General features: G+C 47.3%; 5 protein-coding genes and 1 tRNA gene. All 6 read left to right on the top strand.

Going from position 1 to position 22,078, the window contains the following annotated elements; genetic code table 11:
• The first annotated feature begins 3 nt into the window (after nt 1-3).
• Entirely contained in the window at nt 4-12,318 is a 12,315-nt protein-coding gene (locus tag E7Z59_RS03070) for a T9SS type B sorting domain-containing protein (RefSeq protein ID WP_136334814.1), read from the top strand.
• A 19-nt stretch (nt 12,319-12,337) separates the two neighbouring features.
• Nucleotides 12,338-13,297: a PorP/SprF family type IX secretion system membrane protein gene (locus E7Z59_RS03075; protein WP_136335500.1), complete on the top strand. Its 960-nt coding sequence runs from the start codon at nt 12,338-12,340 to the stop codon at nt 13,295-13,297.
• 556 nt (nt 13,298-13,853) lie between these two features.
• A complete protein-coding gene (locus E7Z59_RS03080) occupies nt 13,854-20,213 on the top strand; it encodes a T9SS type B sorting domain-containing protein (protein ID WP_136334815.1) in 6,360 nt (2,119 codons plus the stop codon).
• Nucleotides 20,214-20,232: 19 nt separating this feature from the next.
• Entirely contained in the window at nt 20,233-21,192 is a 960-nt protein-coding gene (locus tag E7Z59_RS03085) for a PorP/SprF family type IX secretion system membrane protein (RefSeq protein WP_136335501.1), read from the top strand.
• Nucleotides 21,193-21,252: 60 nt separating this feature from the next.
• Complete coding sequence (folB, locus tag E7Z59_RS03090; protein WP_136334816.1) at nt 21,253-21,609, top strand: dihydroneopterin aldolase; 357 nt, start codon at nt 21,253-21,255, stop codon at nt 21,607-21,609.
• A gap of 56 nt (nt 21,610-21,665) precedes the next feature.
• A tRNA-Cys gene (locus tag E7Z59_RS03095) sits at nt 21,666-21,739 on the top strand.
• The last annotated feature ends 339 nt before the right edge of the window (nt 21,740-22,078 follow it).

Consider the following 22,078-nt stretch of genomic DNA (forward strand, 5'->3'; position numbering starts at 1 on the left):
CCAATGAATAGAAACTACACCAGCTTAACCAACCTATTGCTGCTTGCTTGTATAATTTTTGCAAGCACTTTTGCGTTTAAGGTCACTCCTCAACTTTTGACCAAAGAACAGCGGTCTTCATGGACGGAATTTACTGCTTCCGTTAGTGATGAATTTTCAGATTGGTCATCCGATCTGTCTGCAGGGCTATCCAGGATTAGTGAGTCTGTAAACCTGAAGGAGGTATTTACACCGAGCTCTTCAGAAGTGAATGCGGCTCCCGCCTTATTTGCTACTAATGTGCGATTGAACAAAACGGTTACCAATACCGGAGGGGGACAGCTTTTTTATGCCGATCCCGGACAGGAGCTCCTCTACAATCTCGAATATGAAAACATTTCCGGGGGTCCGCTTTCCGGAGTAAGTATTGCCGATATTTTACCAACCGGTTTGGAGTTTGTAAGCGCAAGCCCTGCTCCATCCTCCAACAACAACGGAAATCTAACGTTTAATCTGGGGAATTTAGGCGCGAATGCCAGCGGAACCATATCCATCAGGGTACGGGTAAGCGCCGATCCTGCTATCTTCAGAGATGGTTGTGCCAATGCGATCAGCAATACGGCTACAGTAACCTCGAATGGCCTTACCGAAGACAGTTATAACAGTGCAACGGCCACGACTCAAGAACCATCGGTGTTCTATGTGAATCCTGATGAATTGAACTACACCCGTACAGAAGCCATCTGTGCCGGAAATGCTACTTTAACAGCAGCTCCGGGGTTTGACACTTATATCTGGACCCGGAATGGCGCCCAGGTAGGGGCAGGGCAAACCCTGAATGTAACCTCGGCAGGCACTTTTACGGTAGAAAAAACAGTGAATGACTGTAACGGACAGCAGTTCACTTATTTCGAGACCATCAATGTCATTGACGCCCTCACGATTACCAACCCGATTATTAACTATGCAGATGATATAGATACCAACCCGAATAACGGGGATCGTATTCCCAGTATTTTATTGTGTGGTACTGAAACCAGCAGAGCATTGTTTAGTGGATTTGCTGACTCCGCAGAAAGCATTACCTGGACCCAGGCAGGGGTGGGAGTGGTTTCAACCACCGACACCTTCGTGGTAAGCCAGGAAGGCAGCTATACGTTGAGAATTGTTTTTGATGGCGGATGTCAGGATACCTATGAATTTAATGTGTACAATGGCCAATTGAATGCAAGTACCAGTTATAGTAGTTATTCTACCTCTTCCCTGGGGTCGATCACCATCGATGCCGGAGGAATAGGGCCGGAGTATACCTATACGGTAACAGACCAGACCAATAATACGTTTACCTACGGGCCCACCAAAGAGAATACCCATACCTTTGAAAGTTTAACCGATGGGGTTTATGATGTATTGGTAACCAGCGATTCCGGGTGTTCTTTTACAGATACAATTACTATTCCGGATAACAATGATATTATTTTTGAGGTTACCCTGGAAACCGATCGTGGTAATAACGTAACCTGTGACCGGGTACAGGTACAGATTCGAAGAAATCTCTTAAATCAAAACGGGCAGACCCCCTTCCAGTTCGCGGTATGGAGTTTTAACGGGGTGCCCTTATACGACTCCCTGGCAGAGGTTCCCTTTGAGTCCCTGCCTGCCAATCAAACCACCATCTATGAGTTTGACTACATAGGAGAAGGAACCTACCAGTTTATTACCAGGGATAAGAATGGAAAGTACGCACTTTCTAATGCGTTGGCAGTAGAACTGGATCCGCTGTATGAATTTTACCTGGACACCACCGATGTTTTGTGTTATGGGGAAGAAAACGGGGTGGTGGAGTTTCAGTTCACTAACCAAACAACCGGTAATAACAACAGGGAAAGAGAGATCATTGCCACCCTATTTCAGCTGAACGAAGACGGTACCCGAACCCAGTTGGGTGCCTCCAACCAAAGTGGGGTGTTTCCTAACCTGGCGGCAGGTGATTACCAGATGGAGGTTGAGATCTTTATCAAGAACAACACCTCTTGTACCTTTACCAGGAACTTTACGATCAATCAACCCGATGCCCCTCTTGAAGCCTTTGCGGGGGTTATCACCGATGCGTCTTGTATTCAGGGAGAGCAAGGGTCTATCGTAAAAATATCCAATCCAACAGGAGGAACCCCTCCTTACCAGTTTGAATTTCCAAGTACAGGCCTGACCTCAGATAATGAAGGCATCATGTACAATGACGGTACTGTAGCCGTAGTTGACGCCAACGGATGTAGATTTGAAATGCCTGTAGATGTAAATGCTGCTGATGAGATCCCGGTCATTACCCCGGATCTGACCTATACCTGTGACGGCCTGGGAACCGTTACCCTTAATGCTACTTTGTCTGACTCCAGTCTGATCTACGAATACGAATACAGCATGAACGGGCAACTGCCTGTAACAGATAATGTGTTTCCTGATCTTGCGCCCGGAAATTATTCGTTCCGTGTTTACTACGAAAACACCACGCCTGATAATCCTACCCCGGGTATTCTTTTCGAGAACAGCTTCGGTACGGGAAGTAATACCTCCCTATTGGATGTAAACGGAGATTATACTTACCAACCCCAGGATGCCGGTCAGCAACTGAGCCCGGGACAATATGTGGTTACTTCCAACTTACAGTCCGGTGGCTCCCTGATCAGCCCAGTAGACCCTTCAGGAGGAAGATACCTGGCTATTAACGCCAATTCAATTCAGGGTAGTGCAGCCGTGATCTATGATCGCATGATCGAAGATATTGCCGGGGGTGCCGATCTGACCATCGATCTGAGTACGATCAACCTCTTGCCGAGCTCTTCATCTGCCTGCGATCCTGAAGTGATCCTGGAAGTACTCGATGTTACCGGAACCCAGGTAGACCAGGTGAGTCTTGGGGCTATTGCCAACGACCAGGCATGGCATCGAAATACCGTAACCCTGAATACCGCAGGGAACAACCAATTACAATTCAGAATTAAATACGGTAATTCCTGCACAGATCCGGCCTCGAATGCCCTGGCTTTTGACAACTTAAGGATCTACCAGACCCCGGAGATCTGTACCGCCTTTGTAGAGGTGGCCGTGGTGGTGCAAGACAACCAGGCCTTTGCCGGTTCTATTATCAGCACGCAAGATGTAACCTGTTTCGGAGGAAATGATGGGACCATCACTTTCGATCTGATCAATTACGACATCAACGCTTCTTACCAGTATAGTGTGGATAATGGGGTAACATGGAATGATATAACCCTGGACCCTGCATTGACAGGACCACAACCGGTAACAGTCGGGATCGGTCTGACATCCGGATCATATGAGATCATGGTCCGCAATATTGATGATCCTACCTGTGATTTTACCATCGATCAGATCGTTGACATCGTCCAACCACAGCCCGTTGAATCGACAGCCGATGTCACCTCCGGAGCCTTGTGTGACGGATCGTCTGCGGTGATCGAAGTAACGCCTACGGGAGGAACACCTCCGTATTCGGTAACCCTGGTTAATTCTGCAGGTGCCAGTATTGGTCCGCGAACCGGAAGCGGTACCGTTAATTTTGTTAATGTTGCGCCGGGCGATTACGATGTTCAGGTTACTGATGCCAATGGATGTGTCAACCAGGATACAGAGACGATCACCATTACACAACCGGAACAGCTGGATGTAAGCGTAGTCGCTGAAAATTGCTATAACGGAAGCGATAACCGTATCAGGGTAACAGTAAATAATCCGGAAGACAGAAATTATGAGTTTAGCCTGGATGGAGTGAATTTTGTTTCTCCAGATCCGGCAACACCCAATGAATACGTTTTTGATCAGAATATAGATCAATTAAGCTATACCGTATATGTGCGGGATGCGTTGAACTGTACCTATGAAGAAACCCTAACGCTGAATCCTGCCTTAACCCTTACTGCCACCGGAGGCGTACTTCCTTCCTGTGGAGGGTCTGTAAACATTAATGCTTCTGCCAATGGAGGTGATGGGAATTATGTGTTTGCCGTGGTTCCTTCGGGAACGACTCCTGCAGATACAGATTACAATGCTTCAAACAGCACTTTTTCGGCTACTGCAGCAGGATTTTATGATGTATATGTAAGAGATCGCAATGGAACTCCGGTTTTCTGTGAAACCATGACTACAGTTGAGGTGACCCAGGATCCTGCTTTGACTTTTGGTCTTGACCCTGTAAATATTGATTGTAATGGAGGTAATAACGGAAGTATTAGGGTGATCAACCTGACCGGAGGCACTCCTCCGTATACTTACAGCATCAATGGCGGAGCTTCTCAAACGTCAGACGTGTTCAATAACCTTTCGGCTGGTTACCATGAGGTAACGGTAACCGACAGTGAGGGCTGTTCTATCACTGAAGGAATCACCCTCACCGAACCAGATGCCCTGACTATCGGATTGGCTGAAACCGTGGCCTACGACTGTTCAAACAATGGAGCTACTATTCAGGCAACTGCCGGTGGTGGCAGCGGGGCCTATGAGTTCAGCCTCAATGGTGGAGCATGGGTAACTAACGGAACAGCTACCTACGACTTTACCGATGTAACCGACGGCACCCATGTAATAAGAGTTAGAGATGCCGCTGCCAATACGTGTTCTGAGCAAGCAAGCATTATCGTTGCACCCTTACCTGCAGAGCCAACCCTAACCCCGACAGTGAGTTATGATTGTACGGGAGGCGGTATCATTACCGTTGATCCGGCAGATGCTTCATATACCTACACCCTTTATGATAATTCAGGAGGGGTTATTGCAACGCAGCCCGGAAATAATGTATTCACTGCCCAGGCAGCGGGAACCTACAACGTTGAGGTTACCTACGGACCCAATTGTACGACCAGTGCTCCTGTGGTTATTAATGCAGGACAAAATGCTACAGCTTCAGTAACCGCTATAACAAATGTTTCTTGTAACGGACTTTCCGATGGGAGCCTGACATTTGGTGTAAGTAATTTTGCCGTAACCTCGGGGTATCAGTACCGGGTTAATGGTGGGGCCTGGATAGCTTCAACCAACACTTCCGAAACCATTAATGGCTTATCTGCCGGACCGGTTTCTATTGATGTACAATTTGATATCACAGGGACTTGTGTAATTACACTGAATGAAAATATTGTGGAGCCAACCCCCGTAAGTGTTACAGCTACCGCAACAGATATGACTTGTAGCAATGGGGAGGTTTCTACCATTACTGCAGTAGCAACAGGGGGATCAGGCTCATACGAATATAGTATTGATGGCGGATCAACCTATCAAACTACGAATACTTTTGACATCACAGGCGCGATCAACGCAGGTACTTATACCATTGAAGTAAGAGATGTAAATGGATGTGTTGCAACGACAGATGTCACAATTGTCCCCAATGAGGCGGTAGCGTTTACTCTATCACCAGTAATTTGTGCTACTCCTTCAAATGCCGGAGAAATAAGTGTGGCTATCACTGCCGGAAATGGCAACTATGTGGTTAGTATCGATGGAGGACCTTTTGTGTCACCAAATGTAGATGCCACAAATCATACTTTTACAAATGTCGGCGATGGGCCACATACTATTACCGTACGTGATGCCTATGGCTGTGAGGACACTCAGAATGTAACTTTGTCTAGTCAGATTTCTGCAAATGCTACTATAACTAAAGAATTGGATTGTAGTACTTCTCCTGACGGACAGATCACCGTTAATATTAATGGGGGTCTGGCAGACTTCAGTTACCAGGTAAGTGTTGACGGTGCGCCTTATGGTGCTTCTACAAATGTTGGGGTCGGGAACACCTCCTTTACCTACAGTTATACTAATCCTGCAGCCACAACAACCTATCAATTCCAGATTACTGATAGCGCCGGATGTATTACAGAAACCGGGGTAATTACTGTTGAACCTATTACGAACCCATTTGCAACGGCAACAGTGGAGCCTATTTCTTGTGCTTCCAACGATGATGGGGTCATTATAATCAATGTAGATAACACTGTTGGTTCGGCACCCTACGAAATAAGTTTTGAGGGAGGACTATTTACCGCTCAGACCGTTTATACCGGGTTAGCGGCAGGCACCTATAATTATACCGTAAGAGATAGCAATGGCTGTACTTATGATGGCAATGCTACCATCGATCCGGTTGATCCAATTGTGTTAGGCTTATCAGCCAATCCGGTAACATGTGGTCCGAGCGGTAATATTCTTGGAAGTGTTGATGCTACCATTTCTTCAGGAGGAACAGCTCCATTTAACTATTATCTGTACGACAGTACCAATACATTGATCAATCAAATCAATAACTCGTCTAATACTACTGAAAATTTCCCGGGATTAGATTACGGGTTCTATTATGTGCAAGTTGAAGATGCCAACGGATGTGAAAGTACCATTGGTTCAGTCAATGTTCTTGCAGCACCTTTCTTGTCACTTAATGCTATAGTAGCCGCGCCGGATTGCCCTACTGGAGGTTCTGCTCAAATCACTGCTTCAAACGGATCAAGTGATTATAGTTTCGAAATTTATGGATCAGGAATAGGTCCTGATATTGAAGTAGCTGGGCCTGGACCGAATGAGGAAACAGCAACCTTTAACAATTTGACGCCAGGGGTTACCTATACCTTTAGAGCTACAGACAATAGTAACGGATGTACGAGTTATGTAGAAGTCGCCATTCCTCCGTTAACTACGATGAGCATTACGGGTACAACAACAGATGTAACCTGTAATACTAATGGAAATGGAGTGTTAAACTTTGAGGTAACAGATTATGATTCATTTACCACTCAACTCAATTATGAGGTGGTAAACAGATATACCTTGACTCCAGTAGTCGGAACAGGCACCTATATTGGTAACCTGCCGGCTGACGCAAGTAATATCACTTCAGGTACTATTAATGATATCCCTCCGGGAGATTATACCCTGATCATAACTGAAAACGACGGAACCCAGTGTTCCGCAGTATTTGACTTCAGGATTACTGAACCTACAGCAGTCGGTATCGACCTGTTATCTCAAACCAATGCAAACTGTAATATCGGAGCTCAGGTTGTAGTTCGTGGTAGAGGCGGTACGGCTCCTTATACCTATGCCTTCGTACAAGATGGAGTCGCTCCGGTAGCGGGAGACTATACCCCTAGTGCCTCTGCTGTTTTAGATCCTGCGATTAACATTAACTGGGATGTATGGGTGATGGACACCAACGGGTGTACAGAAAGTCTTGATGTTACCATTGCGGCTGATCCTGATGTTACCATAAGCCTTTTAACCCCTCCTGACCAATGTGCAAACGGATCCTACACCTTCGAGGTTGCGGGTACTGGTCTCGGCACACTCGAATACAGCATCGGAACAGGTTTCCAGACCTCAGGTACCTTTACCGTTAATACTCCCGGCACATATACTGTTACCGTAAGAGATGAAAACGGATGTACCGACACAGTGGATGTAGAGATCTTTGAACCATTGCGATTAGATACTGTATTAATAGAAGGTCTTGACTGTGAAGTGGGGGATGAAGACGCTGAATTCAGTTTTGAGATTAGTGGTGGAACTTCGGCCACCCTGTCAAATATGACCTATTCGATCGATGGGCCCGCAGGGTATACCGATATCATCGGAGCTTCCTTCTCGACCAATCCGGAGATCATTACCAATGCAAATGTTGCCGGAGATTATCTAATTACAGTAGTTGACGGTTTTACCAACTGTCAGGTAACTGCAACCGTGAACGTTCCTACCTTGGTTCAACCAGCAGCTAATGTTATTGCTCACACTGACGTAACTTGTTTCGGGGCAGATGACGGTACAATAAGTGTAAGCGCTGTTGATAACGGGATAGGACCATTTACATTCGCAATCACTTCAGCTTCTGACGGTTCAGTAACCAGTCCTATTGCACCGGCTACCGCAGGAGGATATAATGCAGAATTTACCAACCTGGCAGGAAGCCTAACTGGAATTACTTATACCATAACTGTAACCTCAACAACCAACAACTGTTTTACTACTGTACAGGAAACAATTTTAGAACCTGAAGAACTTACTGGAATATCGGCAGTAGTTACCGAATTCGCTTGTACAGCGGGGAATTCAGAAAATGCCGCACGAATTGTGGTAACCGGGGTAACAGGAGGAACCGGATCAGGCACTTACACTTATGAATTTATTAACGATGCCACAAGTACAACAGTACAAAGAGGGCCTGGCAATGAGTTGATATGGTCGGATACAAACGGTGGAAGTTTTACCATCAATGTAACTGATGAAAACGGATGTCCGGTTTCTACCAATGCAACAATTGCGCCTTTCGTGGAACTACAGGATGTTGCCCTTCTTCCAACAAACCCAAGCTGTAACAACAACGACGGCAGCATCGAGGTGAATGTAACCCTGAACCCGGCGACGGCATCAGCTCAACTTACGTATGAGTTGTTCTTAACCTCAGATCTTACTACATCAATTGCTGACTTTACGGGTTCGGCTAATACAACAGAGACCTTTGGCGCACTTGCTGCCGGAGATTATGTAGTACGTGTTACTAATGATATTACCAACTGTTATATCGAACAAGCTGTGAGCCTATCTGCTCCTGATCCGTTTGGGGTGGAAGCACAGGTAACCCAGCAGGTTGCATGTGTTGGCGACAACGCCTTGCTTGATATCGTGGTAACCGATTATACCGGCACCTATGATTGGGTAATTTACGAGGCCGGCACCACCAACATTGTCGATTCCGGTGATAACACCAATAGTTCCGGAATTGCTGTTGCAGCCGGAGATTATGACCTGGAAGTAACCCAAACGGCATTCCCACTTTGTGTGGAAACCGATAGCTTTACCATAGAGGAACCAGCCACGCCATTACAGGCCAATGTTCGTTATGAAGATCCAACCTGTGAGCAGGGAGGATTCATTGAGATATTTGATGTGACCGGCGGATGGGGTGGATACGAGTACTATATCGGTACTGCGGCAACCCCAACCTATACGGCCAACCCTAGACTTGACAATCCGTTAACGGCTACCACTTATTACGTATGGGTTAGAGATGCTGAAGGATGTGAATTTGATCTGGGTACAGTAACCCTGACCGAGCCACTTCCGCCTGCTATTGTTGGCACTTCGGTTCCGGACAGCTGTGATCCGACCAACGGATTTGATCTTACCATAGAGCTTGATCCTTTACAACTGGGGCTGCCACCTTATACGGTAATGGTAGACAACCTCGAGTACAACAATGTGCCCCTGGATGCCTCAGGAACCAGCATTACCATTTCAGGCCTGACCCCAGGAGATCACGATATTCAGGTGATCGACGCCAACGGTTGTACTGACGCCGTGGCGACCCCGATAACCATCACACCTTTTGAGTTTGATCTGACCCCGGTTTCAGGAATTACCTGTGCTGCCGATGGAGTTATTGAGATCAGTAATCTAACCGGTTCCGGAAACTACTATTATGTGATAGAATATGAGGATGGAACACGGGCCGATGCCGGTAATATGCCATCGACCGGAATTATCTGGCCAAACGCAGATCAACCGGGGGTTTATAACGTAGAGGTTAGTGACCTGACCCTGGGATGTTCCGTAAATTATGATGTGGAGATCCCTGTGATCCCTGATCCGCTGCTGGAAATTATTTCTGTTACTGATCAGACCTGTGATACCGGTGCCGATGGAGAGATCATCGTAAGAGCTACCCAGGGTACCCCACCGTTTACCTTTGAAATAACAAGTGCAAGCGATGGATCGGTAACAACGCCAATCCCTGCAGACGCCGGAAGCAGTGGAAACACCGCTACCTTTAGTGGACTCCCTGGTTCAACCGCAGGTATCACCTACACCGTGACCGTGACCGATGCCAATAACTGTCCTGTGACTATAGATGCAACGATCAATGCTCCGGCTCCTATAGTGGTGCCGACCCCGGTAGTAACCCCATTCGGGTGTGATCCCGGAAGTAATGCGGCCAACTATGCCCGTGTTACAGTAGATCCAAGTTTGATAACAGGAGGCAGCACTTCATTTGTACGTTATGTGTTTACCTATGGAACCATTACCCAGGATAGCAGCAACCCTGAATTTATCTTTACTGACCTCGCCGGAGGAACGGTAGATGTTGCCGTATATGACTCTAATGGATGTTTGGGAACCACCTCTGCTACCGTAGCGCCATTTAATGCGATCAGTAATCCTGTTATTCAGTCATTGTCGACTGCGACCTGTGATACAGGAGAAAGTATCCAGGTATCTGTAACGGTTACAGATCCCTTGAATGTACAGCTGGAATACACCCTTACAGATACTGCCGGAAACCCGGCGAATGATTTCTTTGGAAATCCAGTCGCCCCGATCGTTTCTTCGAATACTACAGAAACATTCTCTAATATCCCGGTAGGTGCCTATTTCGTGAACATCAGGAATATTGATACCGGATGTGAGGTGTCAGAAGGATTTACAGTTCAGGAACCAAACACCTTTGTGCTGACCGCCCTGCAAACCGATCCGGCTTGTTTCGGTGAGGCCAACGGTACGGTTACCCTGACCATGATCGATACCTTCCAGGGAGATGGTGACCAGGCAGGCGCCTTTACCTATGAGATCACGAATATGGATGATGGTACCGTATATGGACCTTACACCAGTAGTGGTGCGGTAGAATTGGTGCCCGACACCTTCCCGGCAGGGAACTATGAGGTAACGGCTACCATTAACGGATTGAATTGTGAGGTAACAGCACCGCCGTTCTCGATCACTCAGCCGTTGACTCCGCTTACGGCAACCATCGAAGAAGTGGCCAATGTAACCTGTACCAACGACAAAGGAGAGATCTATGTAGATGCCGAAGGCAGCTACCCATACTATAACATCGACCTGTATTTTAACGGGGTGTTATACCAAAGTGTGACCAATGTTGACGGGTATGTATTTACCGGACTTTCTGAAGGAATCTACACAGCCGTTATATCCGACCAGGAAGGTTGTGCCTTTACTACTGTAGAAGAAACCCTGGTAAGACCCGAGTTCATTACCGCTGACTTTGGTTCTGAACCGGCTACCTGTAACGGTGCATTTACCGGACAGGCCTTTGTAACCAATGTACTGGGAGGTGCCGGAGAAGGCAGCTACTGGTATACCCTGATGGATGCCGGACAGAATCCGATAAGTGAAACAGTTCAGGATCCTTTATTTACAGATCTGGCTGCAGGAACGTATTATATCGAGATCTCTGATGCCTGGAGTTGTGATTATATAGCCGGACCTATCGTGGTTGCTGAACCCCCGGCCATTGTTATCACTACGACCGATCAGCCAAATGTGGTATGTTTCGGTACTACTGACGGGTACTACGAGTTTAACATTACAGGAGGTACCGCGCCGTTTACGGCAGCGTTGTATCACCCAGACAGTGATACGCCGGTTGACAGCCTTAGTGGTCTTGGCCTGGCTGAAACTGCCACCTTCTGGGATCTGGAAGGAGATGTTGATTACCGTATCGTGGTAACCGACGCCAATACCTGTACCAATGAGATCACCTTTATGATACCAACCGGACCGGACCTGAGCGCTGCTGTAAATGTGGTTTACGAGTGTTCTACCAACCTTCCGGAGAATTATATAGAGGTAACCCTCACCAATTCAGCTATGGACATCTCAGAGGTCTTATACGCCCTGAACACCGATGATATTAACCAGGCTGTATTGTTTGATGAGATCATAGACGGAAGAGGAATCGTGAGAAATGTTCCTGCCGGAGCAGGTCAGTACGTAACCATCTTCCATGAAGGATGTTCTCAGATCATGCCTGCTGAAGAGTACTTTGAGATCATCGATTACCAGCCGCTTGAACTGTCGCTGTCTAACGAGCAACTCAATGTCATTGACTTTAACGCAACCGGAGGTCAACCCCCATACACCTACTACGTGAACGGGGAATACCGTGGCGATGATGCCGACTACCGTATTCGCGAAACCGGCACCTATGAGGTGGTTGTGGTGGATGCCAATGGTTGTGAGAACCGTGCTTCGATCTTTGTGGAGTTCTACGATATAGAGATCCCGAACTTCTTTACGCCCGACGGCGACAGTAATAACGACGTCTGGGGCCCCGGAAATTCTGAAGCCTACCCAAGTATTAAAACACGTGTTTATGACCGTTACGGACGAGTAGTGGGCGAAATGCGCGTGGGAGAGTTCTGGGATGGAACGTACAATGGTGCACCGCTGCCTACCGGTGACTACTGGTACGTGATCAAATTTGACGAAGAAGAAGACGCAAGAGATTTTGTAGGGCATTTTACCCTATACAGATAACGAAAGGAGGATTACCATGATGAAAAAACTTATTTATGCTGCCATCGCCCTGCTCGGAATCACAGCTTCAGCCCAGGAGCTTACCCTTCCGACCTTTACCCAGTACACCTCAGACAATGAGTTTGTGATCTCGCCCACCTACGCGGGCATCGGAGACTTTGTGAAGGTGAGAGGAAATGCCCTGACCCAATGGGTGGGTATCCGGGATGCGCCCGATACCCAGACCCTGGTAGGAGATGTACGTTTAGGACAACGCTCCGGTACCGGGGTGCTGTTCTATAACGACCGTAACGGCTTTACCAGCCAGATGGGGGCACGCCTGTCGTTTGCCCACCACCTGACCCTGAATAATATGGATGATAAGTTCCTCTCGTTCGGGTTGTCGTACAACGTAAACCAGTTTCGTATAGACATCAACCAGTTTGACCCCAATGCCGATCCTTCGATCACGGACGACAGGGCTACGACCAACCACAACTTTGATGTGGGGATACTCTACCGTCACGGAAGCTTCTTTGCGAGCCTGAATGCGGCGAATATTCTGAATAAAGACCTGAATGTATTTGCCATTTCAGAGCCTAACCGTTTGAGAAACTACTACCTCTATACCGGGTATCGCTACAAGGAGAAGATCACCTCGAGCTGGGAGTACGAACCCTCGGTGTTCTTCCAGTTGTTTGAGAGTGACGGACGTTCGAGTACCGATGTGAACTTCAAGGTACGTTACTGGAAGTTCCAGGATGAGCGTGATGAGGAGTACTACTGGTTCGGGCTTACGTATCGTTTCCTGAACGATCAGTTCCTGAATCCGTGGAATATCGGCCCCATGGGCGGCCTGAAAAAAGGAGGCTTCTACGTAGGGTACTCTTACCAGGTGATCTTTAACGAGATCCAGCTCTACAGTACCGGAACCCACGTGTTAACGGTGGGGGTAGACCTGTTCCAGGGAGTGAGTAATTGTAAATGTACCATGAGATAATAATCCCTGATAAGACGACTAACAGTTTTATTACTAAATACTTAACCCTTCTTTGTGTTTCAAAGAGGGGTTTTTTTATGACTTCAGGTAAGATTTTACCCTTGAAGAAGTTTTCACCCGGTTCGATCAGTGTATTTCATCGATTAAATGTAAAATACTTACGTCGAAATGCACTAAACATCTCAAAATTATCGTATAATTACTACATAATGAGAGATTTAAATTTATGAACCCATAACCACCAAGCCTATAAACAACATTACGCTATCCACAAATCTTTATCGGGAACGAATCTTTATCAGAAGTTAATGGCAAATCAGTGAACCGTCCTGCCTTCTTTTCCAGGCAATTTCACTACCCGTAACCTGCTGCCATTCTTTCTGCGCCATTAATGATTCCTTTACTAGGGTAAGTCGAGTTTAGTCATTATGCCCTGAACCTACAAAGACTTTCTTCTTATCCTGTCTAAGGATTCTTCAACGTTCTGAAAATATTATGGATGCTGATCATTAACTGCAAGAAGCCCCAACTCTTGTGATTATAAAATCATCATGCTATGAACGCGACAACTACCTACTTCAAAAAAATGATCCTGTTTGCCTGCTTACTATGGGCGGGAATCGGGTCTTTAACTGCACAGATCGGAAGACCCTTTGAACAGCGTTTTACTACCAATGTGAGAGGAGAATTGGTCATGCTGGCCAATAACATTCTTAATCCGTCAAATGACCCTAATTCAGATTATAACGGGAATCAGGACAACAATAATGTTGATGTTGCCTATATAGACATCGACGGTGACCCTGCCACCTTCAGCTCATCCAGTTCTGATCTTTATCTTGATGGCTGTACCCGTATTGTTTATGCCGGGTTGTATTGGTCAGCCATCTACCCTCACGATATGGATGAATCAACACCTCCCAGAGATGATTATGACCAGGTTAAGTTCATGGTGCCGGGTCAACCCTATATAGACCTCCTGGCAGATTGGAAGTATTATGGCTCTCCCACCAACCGGGCTAACGAGACATCCTATGTTTGTTACAAAGATGTAACCGATGTGGTTACGGCCTTACCGGATCCTAACGGTACCTATATGTTGGCCAATATCCGGGCCAACCAGGGTACAAAGAACGGGGGTTCAGGAGGAGGATGGATCCTGGTACTGGTGTATGAAGACCCTAACCTTCCCGGAAGATATATCTCAACCTTTGATGGTTATGCTGCGGTTGGAGGTAGTGGGAGTAATAATATCCAGGATTTCAGCTACAGCGGTTTTCAAACCATTCCCAATGGTCCGGTTCGCGCCCGATTGGGAGTTGGAGCCCTGGAAGGCGATTATGGAAAGGTAAATGACCGAATGGAGATTCGGGCCGATGGCAATGCCACCTTTACGGCACTGCGAAATGATGTGGGTGCAACCAACAACTTCTTTAACAGTAGTATTACCGTAGATGGGAATAATGTGACCACCAGGCAGCCTGCAGGGATAAATGCCCTTGGCTTTGATGCCGATATCTTTGATCTTGACAACCCTAACAACAGTGTTATCAGTAATGATGAAACAGGTTTAACAGCGAGGGTGGAAACCACCGGAGATGGTTATGGAGTATTTCTGAATACCCTTTCTATCGATATTATTGAGCCCAACATTCAGCTTACCAAGATCGTAGAAGACCTCACGGGAAATGATATTACAGGCGGGAATGTCACCCTCGGTCAGGAAATGTACTACGTACTAACCTTCGACAATGTTGGGAATGATGACGGTACAGATTTTTCTATAAGAGACAAGCTCCCCATAAACGTAGACCCTTTATTGGATGAACTGGCCTATGATTCCAACGGGGATGTCATTGATGTGCAATACGACGAGGAGAATCATGAATTGACCTTTCAAATTCCGGATTCCTATATCGAGATCGAAGATGGCAGTTATTCTATCAGGATAAAGGTGAAGGTATTGGAAGACTGTTATGGGTTGCGGGATGCCTGTTCTAATATCATAGAGAACCTGGCCTACGCTACCTATCGGGGTGTAATAAACGATAACCAGATCACCGATGACCCCAGTGTGAGTCGGTTCAACAACTGCGGATTTCCTACCCCGGGCTCTACCAACTTCCTGGTTGGCCTGGAAGATTGTGACTTTGAAAGAGATGAATACCTCTGTGGCTCCAGTATTGAATTGACTGCAGGTAGCGGGTACATTGCCTATCAATGGCAGCGGGGTGATGGCAACGGAAACTTTACCGATATTGCCGGAGCCACCGGACAAACTTTTACTGCTACAGGGTTCGGTACGTATAGGGTGGTAAAGACCGCCCCACAACCATGTATCTCTGACGAGGAGACCATTAACGTGGTACCCTTCAGCAACAATGCCGTGAATCCTTTTATTGCCATTGCCGATGAGGTGGTTACCTGTCCGAACGATGGGAGCGACCTTCCTAAATTCTACCTGTGCGGGGCCAATGACGATCGGTTCTTAGATATTTCCTTTAACGATGCCCGGTCTTTTGAATGGCAGCGATTGGACGGTGGTTGTGCTGATGAAGCCTCTGACGACTGTCCCACCCGTGGTAATACCTGTACCTGGACCACCGTATCAACCGAAGAAGATTATACCCTGGAAGGTCCGGGTGAATACCGCCTCGTGGTAGTCTATCAGAACGGCTGTTTTAATCGTTTTCCTTTTAAGGCCTATGAAAATACCCTGGATCCGGAGGTCAACTCCAGAGACATCCTTTGTGCCACTCCGGGTAACATTACCATCACCAATGTACCAGCAGGGTATGAGTACGCCTTGACCGCAGATCCCGCAGGTTTTGATGCCAATGCCGCCAACTGGCAAATGGCAAATACCTTTGACATAACCACTCCGGGGGTGTACACCGTATTTATTCGTCAGGCCGGAAATGATCCGGGTGTTGACGGAAGACAGCCTTGTCTGTTCACAGTCCCTGATATTGCGATCACAGCGAGAAACGTTATCACTAATGTGGCGGTTACCAACCCTGCCTGTCCCACGGGATTCGGTAGCATCACGATAACCATTAACAATGCCGAACCCCAGTATACCTACACCCTCTTAGATGATGCCGGAGTTACGGTTGATGTATTTGGACCTGATAACGACAACAACTACACCTTTAACAACTTAGCGGTGGGTGATTATAGCGTCATTGCGGAAACGGCAGATGGTTGTTCCTATACCGAAAATGTGAGTATTGTAAGTGATTCTGATCTTGATATAACTGCTTTGGTTGAGCAGCAGATCATTTGTGAAGCCAATGGCTTGATCAGGCTGAATGCAACGGGAGGGTTACAACCGTATTTCTTTGCTGTCTGGAGCTATACCCCTGCCCCCGGTGCATCAGCCCCGGCCATTAATTACAGTAGCATAGATGACATTCCATCGAATGCCTTCACGAGAAATGAAGATTTTCAGGTGGCACTCGGGGCTGAAGGGACCTATGAATTTGTGGTCGTTGACCGAAACAACTGTGCAGCCTTCTCGAACCTTGTAGAGATCATGGCATCGCCGGTAACAGAATATACGGTTGATAGTGGTGACGTAACGTGTTTTGGTGCTGACAACGGTTACGTAACCATTGATGTAGTTGCAGGAACGGGAGGTAACAGCCAAACCTATGAGCTGGAATATCCCGATGGCATCATCCTTAGAAATGATTCAGGGAATTTTCAAAACCTGCCGGCCGGACAATACATTTTGACAGCCACCGATACCAATGGGTGTATCTTTTCCGAAACTATCGATATAGATCAACCTACAGAAATAACCTATACTTTATCTGATGAACAAATAAGTTGTGCCACCGGGTCTCTGGGAAGTATTACGGTAGAAAATGTGAACGGAGGCATTCCTCAATATACCTATACCCTGACACGTCAGGATGGCTTTAATTTGTCTTACACAACTGTTTCTGCCCCTGCAGAATCACACACCTTTACAGATCTTGATTATGGTGTTTACTATGTGGAGGTGACGGATATTCAGGGATGTGCTGGAGGACCGCCAACAGAAGTAATTATCGCCACGCCGCCGGATGACTTGATCATAGATACTTCAACACCGACCCTTGACTGTAGCGCAGGGGGAACATCGGTGGTAAGCGTCTCCTCAACCCTGACAGGTAGCGGCAGCTATGAGTTTGCTATTCTGGAGAGTTATACCGCACCTTATTCAACAAACTACCAGGTGCCAGATACCCCCGGAGGGGATATAAAAACATTTACCGGGTTAACCCCGGGGGTTACCTATACCTTTGTGGTACACGACCTGGTAACAGATTGCTATTATTTTGAAACAGCAACCGGACCTGTAGACAGTCCATCTGCTATGAGTCACGCCCTTGACCTGGTGAGAAACGTAACCTGTTTTGGTGCTGCCGACGGAAGTGTAGATTTCACCGTAACCGGTTATGATTCTTTAACCACGGATATTGCCTATGAGGTATTTGTCCCTGAAACCAATGCGTCCACCGGGGTAGTTGGCAGTGTTCCCAGGTCGGGATCGGCCACTTCAGGAACCATTAGCGGTTTACCTCCGGGCACCTATTATATTTTATTTTCAGAGGTGGGAGGCAGCTATGATGCCTGTTCGGTGAGCTCTGTGGCGTTTGAGATCACCCAATCAATCAGCCTGCTGTCAATGGATGCTGAGGTTTCTCAAACGCCAACCTGTACCTCGCTTGGTGCCATTATCACCTATGCTTCAGGAGGAACAGCCCCGTATGAATACCAGCTTTCTGAAGTTTCCACCGTGCCGGAAACCATTGTGGTGACTTTTGGTCCGGCTTCGGAGTTTACAGGACTTCCCGGCGGACAATACCGGGTGACGGTAAGAGATGCCTTAGGCTGTGAGGTTGTTCAGGATGTATCAATGGTGGCACCGAACCCTATTTCAGCAGGAATGCCATCGGCTACCCCCATACTTTGTGCAGGCGATTCTTCCGCCTCCATAGTTTTAGATGCCTCAAGTATAAGTGGAGGATTGCCCGAACTGGATCCTGCTGCCCGTTACCTCTATACGCTGAATTACCTCGATGCTTCCGGTGCAAACATCCTGTTCAGTACAGCACCGCTTTTTGACGGAACCTTTACGAACCTGGGGGCTGGGAATTACAGTGTTACCGTGACTGATGGTTGGGGTTGTGAAGATACAACGGCTCCGATCACTATTGCAGAACCTGAGGAGGTAAGGGCACAGCTTCGCCTGGAAACGGTTAACACCTGTCTGGATGATGCCACCATTACCCTGACAGCTTCAGGAGGTACCGCCCCCTATAGTTACGCTGCCACACCCTCAGGTAGTTTTATACCCTTTACCGGAAGTTCCATCACCCTTACGGTTCCTGCCGGCGAGTACAGCTACTTTGTAAGAGATGCCAACGGGTGTATTGCTGAAATAACCAATACGGTGAGTATTGAAGAGGTGGCCCCCATCGAGATCGATGCTGAGATCGCTGCCGATGCCAGCTGTTACCAGGAAGCCACGGGCTTTATCCAGGTAAGAGCCACCGGCGGGTTAGGAAATTATGTATATACCCTCCTAGACGAGACCATGGATACCAATAACCCGGTGCGACCTGCACAAACCTCCAATGTATTTGATGATCTGTTAGCCGGAGTGTACTATGTAAGGGTAGACAGTGAAGACTGTAATGAAGTGCTTCGCGTTGAACTGGGAGAAGGAAATCCGATCTCAGCCAGTGAACCCATCGTAACCCAGCCCGCCTGTGCAGAAGAATACGGTGCTATAGAGGTGCAACTGGAAGGAGGAACCGGGATCTATCAATATGCCATCTCTCCGCGTTTGGACCAATTTCAGGATCAGAATGTTTTCTATGACCTGGAACCGGGTACTTATACCATTATTGCCCAGGACTCCAACGGGTGTCTGCCTTTTATCTTTGAAGTGGATATCGTAGCTCCTGCTCCTTTATTATTGACTCCCGAGATCATTTCAGAGGAATATTGTGAAGGGGAAGATTCAGGGATCATTTCACTGGATATTACCGGGGGTACAGCTCCCTATTTCACTTCCTTAAATTCTAATAATCCGGACGATTTTGTGGAAGGACAGACCTTGTTTGAAGGACTTTCAGGAGGAGAAACCTATACCATTTTTGTAAGAGATGCCAATGGATGTGAGCAGAACGTTTCTATAACCTTACAAGCTCCCGTGCCTTTAGACCCGCTTGTTGAAGTGGTGTATACCTGTATAGGCAATACTTCCAGCAATGAGGTGATCGTAAGTGTAAGTGATCCATCCATTACCGATGTGATCTATAACCTGGATGGCGGACCGGATCAGTTTGAAACTGTTTTTGTGGATGTGGCTCCAGGCCCTCACACTATAACAGCAAGCTATGAGGGGTGTGTGAGAACCATCGACTTTGAGATCGATGCTATTGAACCCCTGGAACTATCGCTTGCCAATGAAGAGTTTAACCTCATAGAAATGAGTGCCGTTGGCGGAGTACCTCCCTATACGTACTACGTGAACGGGGAATACGTAGGTGACGATACCACCTATCGTATTCAGGAAACCGGTACTTATGAGGTCGTGGTGGTGGATGCCAATGGTTGTGAGAACCGCGCTTCGATCTTTGTGGAGTTCTACGATATAGAGATCCCGAACTTCTTTACGCCCGACGGCGACAGTAATAACGACGTCTGGGGGCCTAATAATACAGAGGCCTTTCCAAGCATTAAAACCATTGTATACGACCGTTACGGGCGTGTAGTGGGGGAGATGCGTATTGGAGAATACTGGGATGGCACCTATAACGGCTCAGAGCTGCCTACAGGAGACTACTGGTACGTTGTCCGCTTTAATGAGGATGAAGATACCAGGGAATTTGTAGGGCATTTTACCTTATACAGATAACGAAAGGAGGATTACCATGATGAAAAAATTGAGTTATGCTGCCATCGCCCTGCTCGCAACCACAGCTTCAGCCCAGGAGCTTACCCTTCCGACCTTTACCCAGTACACCTCAGACAATGAGTTTGTGATCTCGCCCACCTACGCGGGCATCGGAGACTTTGTGAAGGTGAGAGGAAATGCACTGACCCAATGGGTGGGTATCCGGGATGCGCCCGATACCCAGACCCTGGTTGGAGATGTGCGACTGGGACAACGCTCCGGTACCGGGGTGCTGTTCTATAACGACCGTAACGGCTTTACCAGCCAGATGGGGGCACGCCTGTCGTTTGCCCACCACCTGACCCTGAATAATATGGATGATAAGTTCCTCTCGTTCGGGTTGTCGTACAACGTAAACCAGTTTCGTATAGACATCAACCAGTTTGACCCCAATGCCGATCCTTCTATTACGGACGACAGGGCTACGACCAACCACAACTTTGATGTGGGGTTACTCTACCGTCACCGAAGCTTCTTTGCGAGCCTGAATGCGGCGAATATTCTGAATAAAGACCTGAATGTATTTGCCATTTCAGAGCCTAACCGTTTGAGAAACTACTACCTCTATACCGGGTATCGCTACAAGGAGAAGATCACCTCGAGCTGGGAGTACGAACCCTCGGTGTTCTTCCAGTTGTTTGAGAGTGACGGACGTTCGAGTACCGATGTGAACTTCAAGGTACGTTACTGGAAGTTCCAGGATGAGCGTGATGAGGAGTACTACTGGTTCGGGCTTACGTATCGTTTCCTGAACGATCAGTTCCTGAATCCGTGGAATATCGGCCCCATGGGCGGCCTGAAAAAAGGAGGCTTCTACGTAGGGTACTCTTACCAGGTGATCTTTAACGAGATCCAGCTCTACAGTACCGGAACCCACGTGTTAACGGTGGGGGTAGACCTGTTCCAGGGAGTGAGTAATTGTAAATGTACCATGAGATAAAATGGGTTGTGCTTTTTCAAACAGGCTTATTGACGTATTTTTGACCCAAAATAAGAGCCTGTGGGAACAATTAAGGTGACGAACATCCAGGTATATGCCTATCATGGCTGCCTGACCGAGGAAGGGAAGATCGGGAGCGATTACAGGGTTGATGTGGAGGTTAAAGCCAATCTCCAGCCTTCTGCAAAGAGCGATGCCTTGAAGGATACCGTAGATTACGTGCACATTAACCGTATTGTAAAGGAAGAAATGGCCGTTCGTTCTAAATTGCTGGAACATGTGGCAAAACGAATGCTCGACCGGATTTTTGGCGAAATCCCTATTGCCATGGAAGCCACAGTAGCGGTTTCCAAGATCAACCCCCCTATCGGTGGAAATGTAGAACAGGTGACCATCGAAATGACCCTAAGCAGGTAGTGTAAATTGTTTTGGATAAAAGAGAATTAATTTCTTATTTTTGCCCACCACAAAAGGGCATCGTGGCCGAGTGGCTAGGCAGAGGTCTGCAAAACCTTGTACAGCGGTTCGAATCCGCTCGATGCCTCCAAAAAAAAACCCGCACTGAAAAGTGCGGGTTTTTTGTTATACAGTTATCCGGTGATACAGAATAATCGTCTTTGCGGGACCGAGCGTTAATAGATGGTCCTGTGGACCATTTTAGTGAAGGGGCCAGCTGGCGCGCTGGCAGAAAGGCCGGGGTGGTTCGCCCATCCCTGAAACTGAAACTCGCCCCTTTTACCAACCGTAGCTTCAACGAAGGTTGGCGAACTCAAACCCCTTTCTCACCATTTTGCGAATACCTTTTGATGGAGAGATCGGGAACGTAGAAGAGTTAAGACTGACGGTAAAACGAAGTTGAAAGATGATATTTTTCCTACAAACATTG

Source organism: Robertkochia marina (genome assembly GCF_004799345.1).
Taxonomy (GTDB): Bacteria; Bacteroidota; Bacteroidia; order Flavobacteriales; family Flavobacteriaceae; genus Robertkochia; species Robertkochia marina.

What these genes read in the sequence shown, in the direction of transcription:
- E7Z59_RS03085 (WP_136335501.1), top strand. Translation starts at nt 20,233, where the DNA reads ATGAAAAAATTGAGTTATGCTGCCATCGCCCTGCTCGCAACCACAGCT.
- E7Z59_RS03075 (WP_136335500.1), top strand. Translation starts at nt 12,338, where the DNA reads ATGAAAAAACTTATTTATGCTGCCATCGCCCTGCTCGGAATCACAGCT.
- E7Z59_RS03080 (WP_136334815.1), top strand. Translation starts at nt 13,854, where the DNA reads ATGAACGCGACAACTACCTACTTCAAAAAAATGATCCTGTTTGCCTGC.
- E7Z59_RS03070 (WP_136334814.1), top strand. Translation starts at nt 4, where the DNA reads ATGAATAGAAACTACACCAGCTTAACCAACCTATTGCTGCTTGCTTGT.